The organism is Nioella sp., assembly GCF_965215655.1.
In the GTDB taxonomy this organism is placed as follows: domain Bacteria; phylum Pseudomonadota; class Alphaproteobacteria; order Rhodobacterales; family Rhodobacteraceae; genus Nioella.
This window is the reverse complement of sequence record NZ_OZ244111.1, coordinates 3969267-3984977: the sequence shown is the minus strand read 5'-3', so window position 1 is coordinate 3984977 and position 15711 is coordinate 3969267. Positions and strand designations below refer to the sequence as shown.

Genomic DNA, 15711 nt, shown 5'->3' with positions numbered 1-15711 from the left:
TTACCCCGCGGCCGGGATGCCCGCGACCTGCGCGGTTGCCAGCCGACCGCCATAGGCGGCTTGCAGATTGGTCTCGGTGAAAGCATCCGCAACGGGGCCTTCAGCGATCTTGCTGGTGTTCAGAATCAGGACACGGTCGAAATAGTCGCCTACGGTCGAAAGGTCGTGATGGACCGAGACGACCGTCTTTCCCTCGGCCCTGAGCGTCTTGAGCACGGCAATGATCGCCTTTTCAGTGGCGGCATCAACACCCGCAAAGGGCTCGTCCAGCAGGTAGAGGTCCGCCCCCTGGGCCAGCGCGCGGGCGAGGAACACGCGCTGTTGCTGTCCGCCGGACAGCTGTCCGATCTGCCGATCCGCAAATTCGGCCATGCCCACACGGATCAGACAGTCCAGCGCACGGGCGCGGTGGCGGGGCCGCACAAGGCGCAGCAAGCCAAGCTCGCGCGACAGGCCCATCAGGACGACGTCCAGAACAGTTGTCGGGAAATCCCAGTCGACGCTTGCACGCTGCGGGACATAGGCGATGCGGTGGCGCTGGCTGTTCAGGGGACGGCCAAAGACGGTGACGATACCGGACAGGGGGCGCAAAATGCCCAAAGAGGCCTTTAACAGGGTCGATTTTCCCGCCCCGTTCGGCCCGATGATCGCGGTCATGGAGCCTTCGGGGAAGGTGGCGTCAACGGAAAAGACCACCGGCTTCTGCCCATAGGACACGGTCATGCCCCGGATCGACATCGGGGCTGTTTCGGGGGCGGCACCCGTCATGGTCTGTCCGTTCGTGCTGGCCAGTGCAATCCGTGTCATCACATGCCCGCGGAAAGCTGACCGGTCATCCCGCGTTCCGGGGCGGAGCCGCCGAGCGACCGGGTGATTGTGGTCACGTTGTGGTCGATCATGCCGATATAGGTGCCTTCGTAGCTGCCCGGTTCCCCCATGGCATCGGAAAAGAGCTCTCCGCCGATATGCACTTCGTGCCCTTGGGACGCCGCGCCTTCGATCAACGCCCGGATATTCCGATCAGAGACGGAGCTTTCGACGAAGACAGCACGGATATTGCGGGTCACCAGCAGATCCACAAGGTCTGCGATCCGGGCGAGTCCTGCTTCACTTTCAGTCGAGATCCCCTGGACTCCCAGAACCTCGAACCCGTAGGCATTGCCGAAATAGTTGAACGCATCGTGGGCGGTCAACAACACGCGCTGATCCTGCGGCACGGTCGCCAGAGCATCGGTGGAATAAGCCGAAACAGTCTCTAACTCGGCCAAAAACGTCTCTGCATTGGTGGAATATGTGTCGGCATTTCCGGGATCGGCAGCGATCAGGGCATCACGGATGGTTTGCGCCACGTTCTGCCACAGGTCTGGCACCATCCACACATGCGGGTCAAAGCGGTTGTCATAGTCCTCATGTGCCAGCAGCAGGTCGCGAGGCAATCCCTCGGCCACGGCGATAACGGTGCGGCGGCGGGACAGATCTTCGAAAAACTCTTCCATCTGAGCTTCGAGATAGAGCCCGTGCCACAGCACCAGATCGGCGCGGGTCATGGCGACGATGTCACTACGGGTCTGGCGATAGGCGTGAGGGTCAACACCCGGCCCCATCAGCGCCTGTACCTCCACATGATCACCGCCGATCTGGCGGGTTGTATCGGCGATCATGCCTGTCGTGGCGACAACGGTCAGTTGCGCCGCTGCCATTGTGGCAGAAGTCAGGAGGATAGAAAGAGCCGTGCCTAGGCGGGTCAGCATTTCTGCACCTTTTCGATGTGTTCAGAATAATAATGAGAATGATTTGCAAGAAGTCAATGCAGTTGCGAGTCATTTGCATCTTTCAGGCACGTTTCGACTGGACAGGCCCTAGCCGTGGCGCAAGATCAAGGCATCTGAGCGGTTCAGGAGGTCAGATGACCAACACGCGCATCGAATCGGTAGAGAAGGCCATGTCGATCCTCTCGGCTTTCTCTGGCCAGCGGCGGCGGATGAGCCTGGCGGAACTGGCCGAAGAGACTGGGCTACACAAAAGCACGGTGCTGCGGCAGGCCAATTCCATGCAGCTCTATGGGTTCCTCACCCGTGACGCAGACGGGCGTTACGGTATCGGCGCGTCGGTCTGGCGCCTTGGGCTGCTGTTCCGGCAGGATTACCAGAACGGTGCCACGATCCGGCCCGTGCTGCGCGATCTGGTGGAAAAGACCGGGGAAACCGCGTCTTTCTATGTACGCGCGGGCGAAGATCGTGTCTGCCTGTACCGCGAAAACTCGCCCAACCTGATCCGCTATCATCTGGAGGAGGGGATGCGGTTGCCGATGGATCGAGGGTCCGTCGCCATGGTTTTGCGTCGCTGCGCCGGGGAACCGGTGCCCCATGCGTTGGAATTCACCCCGGCCGGATCCGTCAACCTGGCGGGTGGGCGCAATCCCAATATCTCATCTGTTGCAACACCGGTCTTTTCTTCGGATGGGCAGTTGATGGGGGTCTTGGCGGTTTCCGGTCTGAGCACACGATTTGACGAAACCCGAAGGGCTGCCGCATTGAAACTTGTCGAGGCTCATGCCGAGGCGCTGCGGGACCAGCCAGCCCCGTAGTAACGTCAAAACAGTCTCTAACTAAGGAGTTTTTGCTCTACTCGGTGGCCCACTCGGCGCTCTGCATCTCTCTCAATCGCGATGCTGTGCGCTCGAATTCAAAGCTTCCCGATCCTTCGAGATAGAGCCTTTCCGGCTCTTCCTCAGCCGAAATAATCACCCGCGTCCTTGCTTCATAGAGAGCATCAACAAGGGTCACGAACCGCTTGGCTTCATTGAACTTCGAGCTATCGAGACGCGGAACGTTTTCCAGCACCAGCAGTTTCACCGCCCCGGCCAGCGCCAGATAGTCAGCCGGTCCAAGCGCCTGCCCGCACAGATCCCAGAACTCAGCCCGCGCCATACCCGCCCAATAGCGCGGCAGATGTACCTCGCGGCCTTTGACCTCCAGCACCAGCTCTTCGCTTTTGCCACCGGTAAGATCGCGCCAGATCTCGTCGATCGCACGGCGGGATTCCGCGTTGGCTGGGGCGAAATAGGTTTTCTCCCCTTCCAGCCGGTGCTGACGGTAGTCGGTCAGGCTGGTGATCTTGTGCACTTCCAGCTTGTCGTTCAGAATGTCGATGAAGGGCAGGAAGAGCGCGCGGTTGAGCCCGTCTTTATAGAGATCCTCCGGCGGACGATTAGACGTAGTGACAACGACGACCCCGGCATCAAACAGCATCTGGAATAGCCGCCCCACGATCATCGCATCGGCAATGTCGGTGATCTGCATCTCATCGAAACACAGCAGATCCACGTCACGAATGACGGCGTCGGCCACCGGTTTCAACGCATCTTCGACCCCGGATTTGCGCGCCTCGTGCAGGCCGGACTGAATCTCCTGCATGAAGGCATGGAAATGCACCCGTCGCTTGCGGGCGATTCCAGCATGCGCATGAAACAAATCCATCAGCATCGACTTGCCGCGCCCGACCCCACCCCAAAGATAGAGGCCGCGCGTCCCCTCCGGCACCGCTGGTTTGAAGAACCTGCCCAGGAACCCTGTGGGCTTGGCGGGCCGCTCCTCCAGCTTTTCGCGCAAGTCTTCCAGAAGCAGAAGAACCTCTCGCTGAGCCGGGTCCGGGCGCAACAGGCCCTCGGCCACGCGGGTGTCGTAGATGGCTTGAAGATGCTGAGACATATCAGGTTGGTAGCGCGAAGCCGCGCCGGTGATCCACACAAAAACTGACGTGGCGGATCAAGAATTCTGATTTGACAGGGCAGGAGTGCTGACCCACTGTCACCGGACGCGACTTTGGACCCTTGCCATGCCCGAGAAATCCCCGCTCATCACGCCCGTCCTGATCGGCGGATGCCTGATCATCCTGCTGTCTTTTGCCGTCAGGGCCAGTTTCGGCGTGTTCCAGATCCCCATTGCCGAGGAATTCGGCTGGCCACGGGCCGAGTTCAGTCTGGCCATCGCCATCCAGAACCTGGCCTGGGGTATCGGACAGCCGATCTTCGGGGCCATCGCGGAACGGTTCGGGGATCGCAAGGCGCTGATCCTGGGGGCCCTGATGTATGCCGTCGGGCTGGTCCTGTCGGCGGGCGCAACCCTGCCCATTCAGCACCAATTGCTGGAGATTTTGGTGGGGTTCGGCATCGCGGGCACCGGTTTCGGCGTCATCCTGGCCATTGTGGGCCGGGCCACGTCGGATGAGAACAGGTCGATTTCCCTTGGAATCGTGACTGCCGCGGGGTCCGCCGGGCAGATCGTGGGGGCGCCTTTTGCCGAGGCCCTGCTTGGCATGATGAGCTGGCAGATGGTCTTCCTGATCTTCGCCGGGATCATCCTTCTGACTGTGCTGGTGCTGCCCTTGCTGAAAGCGCCACCGATGGCCAGCAAGGCAGAGATCGAGGAAAGCATGGGCCAGATCCTGAAGAAAGCGTTCAAGGACCCGTCCTTCACGCTGATCTTCGTTGGCTTTTTCTCCTGCGGGTATCAACTGGCCTTCATCACGGCGCATTTCCCGGCGTTGGTGACGGAAATGTGCGGGCCGATCGTGCCCGGATCGATGCTGCACAATATCGGGATCACCTCGACCTCGACCCTCGGGGCGGTGGCCATCTCTCTCATCGGGCTGGCGAACGTGGTGGGCACGATCATGGCGGGTTGGCTCGGCACGAAGTTTCCCAAGAAATACCTGCTGGCGCTGATCTACACGGGCCGCACAATCGCGGCGGCGATGTTCATCCTGTTCCCGATCACGCCGCTGACGGTCGTCGTGTTCTCGGTCGTCATGGGCTCTCTGTGGCTTGCCACAGTGCCGCTGACCAGCGGGCTGATCGCCTATCTCTACGGGTTGCGCTACATGGGCACGCTTTACGGAATCGTCTTCTTCAGCCACCAGTTGGGCGGCTTCCTCGGCGTGGTCCTGGGCGGCTGGATGTATGACCTTTATGGCGACTACAGCGCGGTTTGGTGGATCGGCGTGGGGGTCGGGGCGCTGTCGGCGGTGGTCCACCTGCCGATCAACGAAAAGCCCCTGAACGACCGCGCGGCAGTGGCTTAGGCGGGGCCGATGGCCTCAGCCACTTGCGCCGCATGGGTATAGGTCACGCGGTGATCGGCGTTGGCCACGGTGATCTGCCGGGCGGAGGGGTTGAGCGTCTCCAAACGGTCGCGGCAGGTGATCGGAATGACGGTATCCTCCGCGCCCCAAATCGCCAGAACGGGTGTTTCCGCCGCCGCGATGTTCGTGTGTAGCGCCGACTGATCATCCGACAGGATACCGCGCTGTGCCGACAGGATTGCCCGCAGGGTGCCGTCTACGGCCAGTTCGTCCAGCGCACGGTTGGTGATTGCATCGGCGACAGGATCGGCACCGTCCCCCTCGCCATATCCCCCTCGCAGCTTACGGGCGCCCAGAACCTCCATCATCCAGTCGCCGACAAGCGGGCTTTTGGCCACGATGTCGGAGAACCGCCCAAGGGCGTGGCCCAGACCCGCCGGAGCGAGCAGGATCAGACGAGAGATCCTCTCAGGATTGGCTGCTGTGAACGCCGCAGAGATGGCGCCGCCCATGGAATAGCCCATAAGGGTGAACGGGTCGCTCACCCCTTCTGCATCCAGCAAGTCCTGTAGCTGCCGAAGGAAGAAATCCGCATCCTGCCGCCCGGAGGGGCGATCGGAATAGCCGCGCCCGTACAGGTCGTAAGTCAGAACGCGATAGCCCATCCCGGTCAGATGCGGCAGCAGCGGAGCCCAGACGAAAGACGGAGTCGACAGGCCATGCACGCAAACCAGAACCGGGCCGTTTTCTGGCCCGTGCCATTCTGCGTGGGTTAGTCCCTGAGGCAGCGGCACCAAACGTCCGGGCATATGGCTGCGCAGGTCCGTCACCCGCCGCCGGTTCAACCGTGCGCCCAGATAACTGCCACCAAGGGCCAGCGCCGCAGCGCCTGCGATTAGCGGGATTGCCATGCGTCCAGGATGTAGCGGCTTGTCATCAGGTCCAGATGCGCACCGCCACCATTCTTGAAGAGCGTGATTTCGTCGTCACTGCGACGGGTCATCTTTCCGGCCTCCAGATCGTAGAAATCCGAGAGGATATCTTCCTCGGTGATCAGCCCCCGGTCAATCGGGTCCTGAATCTCGCCGATATGGCCGATCGTGGTGTCGCGGCTGTCCACATGGATCGCACTACGCAGGATCGCCGCGTCATTCACCTCTCGCATATCCGGGCGATAGGCCCCGATGATGTCGATATGCTGGCCGGGCTGGAACCAGTCGCCGTTCAGGATGGGGTCGGTGACCATGGTGGCGGAGGTGACGATATCGGCCCCGCGCACGGCGGTTTCCAGATCGGGGGCGACCTCGGTTCCCGGGTATTCTGCGGCGAAGGCCTCGGCCCTGGCGAGGGTACGGTTCCAGATGAGGAAGCGGGCATCGGGGAAGAGCGCGCCATAGGCTTCGCGCAGGGAATGGCCGACAGCGCCCGCCCCAACGATCAGGATCGTTTCACTGTCCTTCCGGGCCAGCTGCGCGGCGCCGAGCAGGCTGCCGCCTGCCGTTTTCCACTTGGTGACCAGCTCGAAATCCACAAGCGCCAGCAACCCGCCGTCCTCGTCGGAATAGACATTCACCGCCCCGAGGATCAGCGGTTTGCCATTGCCGGGATTGCCCGGAAAGATGTTTGCGGTTTTCACGGCCGACCCGACCCCGTCGATCCAGGCGGCGCGGGAAAGAAGGGTATCCTCGCCGCGATAAAGCAGCGTGTCACCGATCTGGGCCTTGGGCAGTTTATGCCCGGCACGCAGGGCATCCATCAGGCCATGCCATGTCAGATGCGCCTCTGCCTCGGGTCCGATGATGTCGATGCTCATGGGTGGGTCTCCTCCTCGGTCAGCAGGCCATGAGCGATGAGCGTCCTAGCCCATCCTTCCGGCCCTTCGAACAGATGCGTGTGCCAGCCGCGTGCTTGGGCGGCGTCGATATTCTCTGCACGGTCGTCGGTAAACAGAAGCGACGCACCGGAAAGACCGGAATCAGTCTCTAACACGGTGTAAAACGCAGGGTCCGGTTTGATCAGCCCATGGTGGGCCGAGATATAGGACCGGTCGAACTCGGTCAGGAAGTCATACTCCGCACAGGCGGCATCGAATGTTTCCCGACCGAAATTGGACAGGGCAAAGACAGGAATACCCTTGGCGCGCAGCTTGCGAAGCAGATGCACACTATGGGGGATGGCGGGGCTGGCCATGTCCAGCCATCGGTCATGCCAGAGCCGTATTTTGTCTCTGTACAAGGGATTTTCATCCGCCAACGCATAGACGGATTGCCGGAATGGATCGCCCTTGTCGACACCGAGATTCATGCCCTCCAGATCGACGGCGGCGAAAAGCTCTCGCCGCCGGTCTTCACCGAAAAGCCTGTCATAGAGCCGTTCCGGTGCCCATTCGATCAGGACGTTTCCGATATCGAAAACAACCGCCTCAACGCTCATGCACTGACGCCATAGAGCGCTTCGGCGTGGAAGCTGATGTGATCTTCGATGAAGGTCGAGACGAAGAAATAGGAATGGTCATAGCCCGGCTGCATGCGGATCGTGCCGGGCTGGCGGCGGGCGGTCATGGCCTCGGCCAATGCTTCGGTCTTCAGCAAGTCGCCGAACTGGTCGGCAGTGCCCGTGTCGATCAGAACCGGTCCGGGAAAGCCCTTGGCACGCATCAGCATGGTGGCATCATGCGCTTCCCACAGGGCGGTGTTGTCGCCCAGATAGGCCCCAAGCTGCTTTCGGCCCCAATCGCTTTCCATCGGGTTGCAGATGGGTGAGAAGGCCGAGACACTGGCGAAGCGATCAGGGAAACTCATGGCGATGGTCAGCGCGCCATGGCCGCCCATGGAATGGCCGGTGATGCCCTGTCGGCTGGCATCCAGCGCGAAGCGGTCGAAGACGAGGTTTGGCAGATCCTCGGTGATGTAGTCCCACATCTGGAAATGCTCGGCCCAGGGGTCTTGAGTGGCATTCACATAAAACCCGGCGCCCTGGCCCAGATCGTAGGCGTCATCATTGGGCACGCCTTCGCCACGCGGGGACGTGTCGGGAAAGATCAGCGCGATGCCCTGCTCAGCGGCCCATAGCTGCGCGCCTGCCTTTACCATGGCGTTTTCATGGGTGCAGGTCAGACCCGACAGATACCACAGCACCGGAACCGGGCCGTCCTCTGCCTCGGCGGGCAGGAACAGGCCAAAGGTCATGTCGGTGCCGGTCGCGCTGGAGGCGTGGCGATAAACGCCCTGGGTGCCGCCAAAACACCGGTTTTCTGAAATCGTTTCCATGGGTCGTCCTCCGAAAAAGCTTTCGCCAAGGCGTAACGCGGGAGGGGCAATGCAGCAAGCGGCTAGAGCAACGGAGTGACCCAGGCGATGACGAGGGAGACCGTGACGATGGAAATCGCGGTCGAGATAAGGATTGCCGCCGACACCCGCTGCGGCGCGACACCGTAATGCTGCGCGAGGATATAGACATTGCCCGCGACCGGCAAAGCCGCCGCCGAAATCATCACCGCCGCATCGAAGGAAGCGACCGGGAACATCCACAGCGCTGCGATGGCGACAGCGCCGGGGTGCAGCACCAGCTTGCAAAAGCTGAGCCACCCGGCGACCGACATCCGTTCCGCCGATTTACCTGCCAGCGAGGCCCCGATGGCGAACAGCGCGCCGGGCGTGGCAGCGGCGCCCAGAATGCCGAGGAATTCATTGGCAACTTCGGGAATGGGCAACGACAGGCCCGACCAGATCAGGCCAAGCGCGATAGACACGATCATGGGGTTCTTCAACAAGCCCTTTCCGACCGTGCCGAGAATGTCAACAGACATGCGCCCATCACGAGACCCGGTAATCAGGATGGTGATGAGGCTCGAAAAGACGATGAGATCCATGGCTAGGATCATCAGGACCGGGCCGGCAGCAGCCTCGCCCAGAAGCACCACCAGCATCGGCACGCCCAGAAAGCCCGTATTGCCGATGACCGAGCACTGAGCCTCGACCGCCGCTTCCTGTATGCCGACCCCTCGAAAGAACGCGACCGCCGTCGCCAACAGGTAGACCACCCCGCAGCCCCAGAGGTAGGCCGCCACGAACCACCAGTCGAAAATCTCGGATATCGACAGGTTGGCCGCAAAGCGGAACAGCATGGCTGACAGGGCGAAGTAGAAGACGAATTTCGTCAGGTAAGCCGTTGCCTCTGCCGTGAAGAAGCCGGTGCGTCCCGATTGAAAGCCGAGCGCGATCAACGCGAAAAAGGGCAGGGTTTTGAGAAAGATCTCTATCATGTTCGCATCGCTAGGGCAACATTCGGACCCTGTCCAGCGCCTGCTTTGCTTGATGAACTAAACTGGTCAGTCTATTGTACCAATATCACCAGGAGGTCGCATGAACATCAACACACCGCTCAAGAAAGGCCGGAAGTTCGATCAGGTCATCGCCGGGGCGAGAGAGGTGTTTCTGCGCGAAGGGTTCGAGGGTGCCAGTGTCGACCAGATCGCCCGCGATGCTGGCGTGTCCAAGGCGACGCTTTACAGCTATTTCCCTGATAAACAGGCCCTGTTCATGGCCGTTTTGACATCGCAATGTCAGATGCAGTCGGAACAGGCCATGGGGATCGAGATTTTGCAGCGTCCGGTGCCAGAGGCGCTTTATTCCATCGCGCATTCGTTCCTGAACTTCCTGATGTCTGACTTTTCGATCCAGGTGTTCCGGGTCTGTGTGGCCGAATCAAACCGCTTCCCGGAATTGGGCCGCGCCTTCTATGACAGTGGCCCCAAGCAGGTGCTGGACCAGATCGCCGCCTATCTGGGCAGCGAGAAGGTGGCGCAGGAGCTTAAGATCGACGATCCCTACATGGCCGCCGACCAGTTCCTACAGCTTTGCCGGGCCGACATGCTGCTGCGCAAGATTCTCAATGTCGAGACCGACAGTTCACCCGAGCAGATGGATCGGATTGCGCGCGAATCCGTGGCAACCTTCCTGGCCCGCTATCGCCGCGCCTGATCAATCCACCCGACGCACGAACAACTGGTTGTTCTCGGCCCGCCGGGTTTCAAGTGTTTTCACATCCGCCACGATATCTGACAGCTTCTTCTTGCCATAGCTGCGGGTATCAAAATCGGGATTAGCGGCCTGGATCTGCTGGCCAAGCGTGCCAAGGTTGAACCAGTCACTATCCTGATCAATCGAATCCATCGCCCGATAGATCAGGTCGCGCACCTCGGTCAGTTTAGCGGCTGGTTTGGCCTTGCCGTTGGCGGGCCGGGTCGTTTCACCCTCGATATTTTCGATGAAGATGAACCGCTTGCAGGCCTGCCGGAACGCATCTGGGGTCTTCTTCTGGCCGATGCCATAAACCTCCAGCCCCTGTTCCCGGATACGGCTGGCAAGACGGGTGAAATCACTGTCCGAGCTGACCAGAACAAAACCATCGAACCGGGCCGTGTGCAGCAAATCCATCGCGTCGATCACAAGGGCGATATCGCTGGCGTTCTTTCCCACGGTATTGGCGGGCTGATGGAAGGGCACCAACCCATGCTCCGCCTGCACCCGGTTCCAGCCTGCCATCTGCTGAGACGAGAAATCCCCGTAGATGCGGCGCACGCTGGCCTCTCCGAACCGGGCGATTTCATCGAAGATCGCCTTGGCGTGCTTGGGCGAGGTATTGTCCGCATCGACCAGAACGGCCAGCAGGGGGATTTGTGTTTGGGTCACGGACCTGTCCTTTGTCTCCGGGCCGGGTTGGTCCCGGGGTGGTCAGGATGACGGCGTTGGTCCCGGATGTCGAGGGCGGCGCGGGTCAGTCACAGGTGATTGCCGAGGTGATGTTGTCGGCTATTTCCACGGCGCGGGTCTGATCCGAGCCGATCGGGAAGGATAGTATGCCTTCCGTAAACGGGTAGGGAATAGGCCCGGTGATCAGGATCTCTCCACAGGTCGAGATCTGGATTTCCGAGCCGATATTCCGGGTCGTCGCATCAGTCATCCAGGCGGTGGCCTGGGGGCCGAGTTCGATCTCCAGCGTCAGAACATCCGTACCTTCGCTGCGCAACAAGCGCACGCGGGCGATACCGGGGGGCCAGGCTGTGTGCTCTTCCCCTGCGACCGCCAGATGAAGCCCCGGTAAGGCGGGCGGAACAGGGTTTGCGGCGGGAACCGGGGTTGGCGCACCCTGAGGGAACGTGACAGCATCGCATCCGACGTCCCCCTGCAGAACCGGTGCAGCGGCTTCGGCAAAAGCGGCGCTGCCGGTTGGGATCTCAATATATCCGTCGGAAATGGGGGCTGCTACGGTGAAGGGCGCAAGATCAATATCACAGATGGAAACGCTGATGGCTTGTTGCGGGGCGTTCGCAGTGTAGTCGGCAATGACCGGTGCAAACCCCCTGTGCGCGTGCAGAACCAACATGTCCCCACGGGCCTCAACAGACGTGAAGGCCGAGGGCGAGATCATCACGGTATCGCCGGGAATGCCAAGCTGCATGACCGGCTCTGACTGAGCGAAAACAGGGGTGGCCAGCAGCGCGGCGACAACCGGCCCAAAGCAGAAAGATCGAAGCATTATCAAATTCCTCTTAATTCACTTATTTCGTATCGACGGATGAGTCGCAGGGAATGCTGCCTGAAATCTGGTTCGCGTAGTGCGATATCTCGTCTTGGGTAAAACTGCCGGTAACCACGATCTGCCCGCCTGTAATCGGCTCTTGTATCACTGGCGCCATCAGGACCTGGTCGCAGACAACAAGCTCCATCTGCTGTCCCTGATGGGTTGTTGTGATCTCTGCAAAAAGAGCGGCGGCGCTGTCATCAAAGGTTAGTTCCAGCTGCGGCCACCCCATCGTGTCATCCAGCCCAGACACCACCCCGAGGATATGCTCCGGCGTGATGGTGTATTCCTCTCCTGAGACCCGCAATTCGATGACGGCCCCACCGGGCTGCGGAACGACGGGGTCGGGTGGCGGCGCTGCGTCGGGCGCTCCTGCCAAGCCGGACAGGGCCGAGACAAAGCCAGACAGAAACCCCAGGCTTTCGGGTTCCATGACAGATCCTCCATGTCTGACCGGGACGGCGCGTCGTGCCTATTTGCCCGGTGTCGGCGGTGCATATGTACCCGCCACCTGCTGATCCCAGATCTCGTTCAGCCGGTCGGCCACGGTTTCACGCGCGTCGTTGTCGGAATCCGTGTTGAACACAATGAGGAACGGCGCCGCGATTCCCGCCTCGATCGGGCAGATGATCAGCGCATCCACCACCTCGCCCCGCAGGTCATAGCCGCCGATGGTCCATTCGCTGCGTCCGGTGAACCCGTCGCCGCCATAGGTCGCGCGGTAGGCGTCAATCGTGGCTTCGGCAAGGCGCATGCATTCGGCCCGTTCATCGACGGACCCGAGGTCGGACACGGTCCAGCCTTCGGCCTGCGCCATGCCCGAAGCCAACAGGATGCCAAGCCCGGAAATAAGAGCCATGGTCTTCATCTGGAAAACTCCTTTCCTGAAACCAGCCGATCCCCCGAAGGGAACCGGCCATGACGTTACTATAGCACGTTTAGTACACGACGACGGACCGGATCGACTCGCCCTTATGCATGAGGTCGAAGCCTTTGTTGATGTCGTCGAGGGAAAGCGTATGGGTGATCATCGGGTCGATCTCGATCTTGCCGTCCATGTACCAGTCGACGATCTTGGGCACATCCGTCCGGCCGCGCGCGCCGCCGAAGGCCGTGCCGCGCCAGACGCGGCCGGTGACCAGCTGGAAGGGCCGGGTGGAAATCTCGGCCCCCGCGGGCGCCACGCCGATGATGATCGACTCGCCCCAGCCCTTATGGGCGCATTCCAGCGCGTCGCGCATCACCTGCACGTTGCCGGTCGCGTCAAAGGAATAGTCCGCACCGCCGCCGGTCAGTTCGACCAGGTGGTTGACGATATTGCCCTCGACCTCCTTAGGATTGACGAAATCGGTCATGCCGAAGCGGGTGGCCATCTCAACCTTGTCGGGGTTGAGATCGACGCCGACGATCTGGTCGGCCCCCGCCAGCCTCAGCCCCTGGATGACGTTCAGCCCGATGCCGCCCAGGCCAAAGACCACCGCCCGCGCGCCGATCTCGACCTTGGCGGTGTTGATCACCGCGCCGATCCCCGTGGTCACGCCGCAGCCGATGTAGCAGATCTTGTCGAAGGGTGCGTCGGGGCGCACTTTGGCCAGCGCGATTTCCGGCAGGACGGTGTGGTTCGAGAAGGTCGAACAGCCCATGTAATGCAGGATCGGCGTGCCATCGAGCATGGAAAACCGCGTGGTCCCGTCGGGCATCAGCCCCTGGCCTTGGGTCACGCGAATGGCCTGGCAGAGGTTGGTCTTGCCGGAGAGGCAATACTCGCATTCGCGGCATTCGGGCGTGTAGAGCGGGATCACGTGGTCGCCGGGCTTGAGAGAGGTCACGCCGGGGCCCACCTCCAGCACCACGCCCGCGCCCTCATGGCCCAGAATGGCCGGGAACATCCCCTCAGGGTCCGCGCCCGACAGGGTGAACTCATCCGTATGACAGATCCCCGTCGCCTTGATCTCCACCAGAACCTCGCCCGCCTTCGGGCCTTCAAGGTTCACCTCCATAACCTCCAGAGGCTTCCCAGCCTCCAAAGCAACCGCCGCACGTGTGCGCATCAAACTTCCTCCCGGTTTCATTCTGTTGATCCGACCCTGTGACAAAGCCGCTCGGGATTCAATGGAAGAGAAATGGCACCAGCCTTATTTGCGAAAGTGTGCCGAAAACACATTTGCCTTGACTCCTCTCTTGTAAGTGTTGATTATACACCTATAGACAAGGAGACATACAAATGAAGCATTTCGTACTCATCGCCGCCCTGGCCGCGACATCCACCCCCGCCTTGGCGGAATTAAACCTGAACGACAGTTGTGGCGCATCGCGCTATCAGTCCCTGATCGGCCAGCCTGCTATTGTCGCCGACCTGATGGCAGAGGCCAACATGGCCCGCGTTCTGCGCCCCGGCATGATGACCACGATGATCTATCTGCCCGAACGCATGAACATCGCCGTTGACGAAAACGACATCATCGAACGGGTCTATTGCGGATGAAACGCCTTGCCACGACCCTCGCAATCCTGTGTTTCGGTGCAGCCCCGGCATTTGCCCAAGGGATCTTGGCCACCTATTTTCCGGGCACGGAAACGGGCCTGACAAGTCCGAACCCCTATGAAGCATCTGGCGGCTTCCCCGTTCACGACATGTCCCGCATGTGCGGTGCAAACCTGTATCAGCATCTGGTTGGGCAGCCCCTATCCGATGCCCACTCGACCGGTGCAACGCGCGGGGCTCGGATTCTCCAGTTCGGTCAAGTGAGAAATTATAACCACATCGCTGACCGCCTGAATTTTGAAGTTCACGAGGATCAAACAGTTTTCCACGTGTTCTGCGGATAGGCACAGACATCCCTTTCATGAAAGCGCATTCCACTATGAAACACTCTATTCTCACTATCTTTTTCGTCGCCGCCGTGACCCAGATGATCGGCAACGCCACGATGGCCAGCACCATCATCCAACCCCATTGCAACACCGGAAGCCGCTGCCAGGCGCCAATGGAAGGCACGGCAAACTCTTACCAAGCCGTCCAGAGTGTCCAAGATGCCGGACAAAGCTGGAATTTGAGCCGTGTCAGCCCAAATCCGGGCTCGGTTGCCATGTGCACTGCCACAGAAGGCTGTGACCCGGTTGTCCGCAGCCCGGTGATTGTCGAGAACAATTGCACCTTGTCGGAGGTGGAAAGCCTTATCGGCCATCCAATCGAGATCACCGAACAGTATGATTTGTCGCCTCGCGTCTTTTCCGCCGAGCGCATGGCCGGGACGATGGATTACTGGCCTTGGCGGTTCAACGTTTTCGTGGACGCGGACGGCATGATTACGCAGGCCTTCTGCGGATGACTTGCGCCCGGCACTGATTCGTCCTATATCCCCTTCAACAGCGGCGCGTCGGCCTCCACCCCCGACGCTCCACCGGGAAAGATCAACGGGCCGCGCGCCCGTTTTTTTGTGCTTGGAACCTATGTCAGACCTGATTGCCAAAACCGCCATGGATCGCCGCCTGGCCGATATCCTGACCCCCCTGATCGAGGGGATGGGGTTCGAACTGGTGCGTATCCGCCTGATGAGCGGCAAGACCATGACGCTGCAGATCATGGCCGAACGTCCCGAAGGCGGGATCGAGGTTGACCAATGCGCCGAGATTTCGACCGCCGTCAGCGCCCTGCTGGATGTCGAAGACCCGATCGAGGACAACTACACGCTGGAAGTGTCCAGCCCCGGTATCGACCGGCCACTGACCCGGCTGAAGGATTTCGACACCTGGCAGGGCTACGAGGCCAAGCTGGAAACTGCCGAGCTGATCGACGGGCGCCGCCGCTTCAAGGGCGAACTGGCCGGAATCGAAGGCGACGAAGTGCTGATCAACCTGGTGGATGAAAAGGGCGAACCCGTCACCATCGGGCTGGAGTTCGACTGGCTGACCGACGCGAAGCTGGTCCTGACCGACGACCTGATCACCGAGATGCTGCGCCAGCGCAAGGCGGCGGGCACCATCGACGAAACCCAATTCGACGAGATTGAAACCGAAGAGCCTGGAAAGGCGGAGGACTGA

General features: G+C 60.8%; 20 protein-coding genes. 7 read left to right on the top strand and 13 right to left on the bottom strand.

Translation table 11 applies throughout. The features are described from left to right. Entirely contained in the window at window positions 1–768 is a 768-nt protein-coding gene (locus ACOOEX_RS19820; RefSeq protein ID WP_420398395.1) for a metal ABC transporter ATP-binding protein, read from the bottom strand. 38 nt (window positions 769–806) lie between these two features. Beyond that, window positions 807–1751, bottom strand: a complete 945-nt coding sequence (locus tag ACOOEX_RS19815) for a metal ABC transporter solute-binding protein, Zn/Mn family (protein WP_420396439.1) — start codon at window positions 1749–1751, stop codon at window positions 807–809. A gap of 155 nt (window positions 1752–1906) precedes the next feature. Between ACOOEX_RS19815 and ACOOEX_RS19810 the strand changes: the two genes are divergently transcribed. Beyond that, window positions 1907–2587, top strand: coding sequence for an IclR family transcriptional regulator (locus ACOOEX_RS19810; protein ID WP_420396438.1), 681 nt, complete (start codon window positions 1907–1909; stop codon window positions 2585–2587). Window positions 2588–2624: 37 nt separating this feature from the next. On the opposite strand, the gene zapE is transcribed toward ACOOEX_RS19810, so the two are convergent. Beyond that, window positions 2625–3710, bottom strand: coding sequence for a cell division protein ZapE (gene zapE, locus ACOOEX_RS19805; RefSeq protein ID WP_420396437.1), 1086 nt, complete (start codon window positions 3708–3710; stop codon window positions 2625–2627). Between the two features lie 127 nt (window positions 3711–3837). Between zapE and ACOOEX_RS19800 the strand changes: the two genes are divergently transcribed. After that, window positions 3838–5082, top strand: a complete 1245-nt coding sequence (locus ACOOEX_RS19800; protein WP_420396436.1) for an MFS transporter — start codon at window positions 3838–3840, stop codon at window positions 5080–5082. Here the strand turns inward: ACOOEX_RS19800 and ACOOEX_RS19795 are convergent. The 5 genes from ACOOEX_RS19795 to ACOOEX_RS19775 all read right to left on the bottom strand — a co-directional run bounded on the left by ACOOEX_RS19795 (window position 5079) and on the right by ACOOEX_RS19775 (window position 9346). Continuing rightward, the gene (locus ACOOEX_RS19795) at window positions 5079–5993 is read right to left on the bottom strand and encodes an alpha/beta fold hydrolase (RefSeq protein ID WP_420396435.1); all 915 of its coding nucleotides are present in this window, start codon (window positions 5991–5993) and stop codon (window positions 5079–5081) included. The genes ACOOEX_RS19800 and ACOOEX_RS19795 overlap by 4 nt on opposite strands. Further along, window positions 5978–6895, bottom strand: a complete 918-nt coding sequence (locus ACOOEX_RS19790) for an ornithine cyclodeaminase family protein (RefSeq protein WP_420396434.1) — start codon at window positions 6893–6895, stop codon at window positions 5978–5980. The genes ACOOEX_RS19795 and ACOOEX_RS19790 overlap by 16 nt, the downstream gene beginning before the upstream one ends. Beyond that, the gene (locus tag ACOOEX_RS19785; protein ID WP_420396433.1) at window positions 6892–7515 is read right to left on the bottom strand and encodes an HAD family hydrolase; all 624 of its coding nucleotides are present in this window, start codon (window positions 7513–7515) and stop codon (window positions 6892–6894) included. The genes ACOOEX_RS19790 and ACOOEX_RS19785 overlap by 4 nt, the downstream gene beginning before the upstream one ends. Beyond that, the gene (gene fghA, locus ACOOEX_RS19780) at window positions 7512–8351 is read right to left on the bottom strand and encodes an S-formylglutathione hydrolase (RefSeq protein WP_071691812.1); all 840 of its coding nucleotides are present in this window, start codon (window positions 8349–8351) and stop codon (window positions 7512–7514) included. The genes ACOOEX_RS19785 and fghA overlap by 4 nt, the downstream gene beginning before the upstream one ends. A gap of 62 nt (window positions 8352–8413) precedes the next feature. Further along, on the bottom strand, window positions 8414–9346 hold the full coding sequence (locus ACOOEX_RS19775) for an AEC family transporter (RefSeq protein WP_420396432.1): 933 nt from the start codon (window positions 9344–9346) through the stop codon (window positions 8414–8416). A gap of 100 nt (window positions 9347–9446) precedes the next feature. Here ACOOEX_RS19775 and ACOOEX_RS19770 point away from each other — a divergent pair, with 100 nt between their 5' ends. After that, window positions 9447–10064 carry a TetR/AcrR family transcriptional regulator gene (locus ACOOEX_RS19770; RefSeq protein WP_420396431.1) on the top strand — a complete coding sequence of 206 codons (618 nt, stop codon included), beginning with the start codon at window positions 9447–9449 and terminating at the stop codon, window positions 10062–10064. Here ACOOEX_RS19770 and ACOOEX_RS19765 read toward each other — a convergent pair whose 3' ends face one another. From ACOOEX_RS19765 to ACOOEX_RS19745, 5 genes are all read right to left on the bottom strand, one after another. After that, window positions 10065–10775 (bottom strand): NYN domain-containing protein, encoded by a 711-nt coding sequence (locus ACOOEX_RS19765; protein WP_420396430.1) that lies wholly within the window; start codon window positions 10773–10775, stop codon window positions 10065–10067. It abuts the gene before it with no gap. An 85-nt stretch (window positions 10776–10860) separates the two neighbouring features. Beyond that, window positions 10861–11622, bottom strand: a complete 762-nt coding sequence (locus ACOOEX_RS19760) for a hypothetical protein (protein ID WP_420396429.1) — start codon at window positions 11620–11622, stop codon at window positions 10861–10863. A gap of 22 nt (window positions 11623–11644) precedes the next feature. Next, window positions 11645–12100: a SecDF P1 head subdomain-containing protein gene (locus ACOOEX_RS19755; RefSeq protein WP_420396428.1), complete on the bottom strand. Its 456-nt coding sequence runs from the start codon at window positions 12098–12100 to the stop codon at window positions 11645–11647. 39 nt (window positions 12101–12139) lie between these two features. Next, window positions 12140–12535: a hypothetical protein gene (locus ACOOEX_RS19750; RefSeq protein WP_420396427.1), complete on the bottom strand. Its 396-nt coding sequence runs from the start codon at window positions 12533–12535 to the stop codon at window positions 12140–12142. 70 nt (window positions 12536–12605) lie between these two features. Next, window positions 12606–13718: an S-(hydroxymethyl)glutathione dehydrogenase/class III alcohol dehydrogenase gene (locus ACOOEX_RS19745; protein WP_420396426.1), complete on the bottom strand. Its 1113-nt coding sequence runs from the start codon at window positions 13716–13718 to the stop codon at window positions 12606–12608. Window positions 13719–13891: 173 nt separating this feature from the next. Between ACOOEX_RS19745 and ACOOEX_RS19740 the strand changes: the two genes are divergently transcribed. From ACOOEX_RS19740 to rimP, 4 genes are all read left to right on the top strand, one after another. Beyond that, window positions 13892–14152, top strand: coding sequence for an I78 family peptidase inhibitor (locus ACOOEX_RS19740; RefSeq protein ID WP_420396425.1), 261 nt, complete (start codon window positions 13892–13894; stop codon window positions 14150–14152). Next, complete coding sequence (locus ACOOEX_RS19735) at window positions 14149–14496, top strand: I78 family peptidase inhibitor (protein ID WP_420396424.1); 348 nt, start codon at window positions 14149–14151, stop codon at window positions 14494–14496. Before ACOOEX_RS19740 ends, ACOOEX_RS19735 begins: the two co-directional genes overlap by 4 nt. 17 nt (window positions 14497–14513) lie before the next feature. Then, window positions 14514–14999: a hypothetical protein gene (locus ACOOEX_RS19730; RefSeq protein ID WP_420396423.1), complete on the top strand. Its 486-nt coding sequence runs from the start codon at window positions 14514–14516 to the stop codon at window positions 14997–14999. A gap of 121 nt (window positions 15000–15120) precedes the next feature. Continuing rightward, on the top strand, window positions 15121–15711 hold the full coding sequence (rimP, locus tag ACOOEX_RS19725) for a ribosome maturation factor RimP (RefSeq protein WP_420396422.1): 591 nt from the start codon (window positions 15121–15123) through the stop codon (window positions 15709–15711).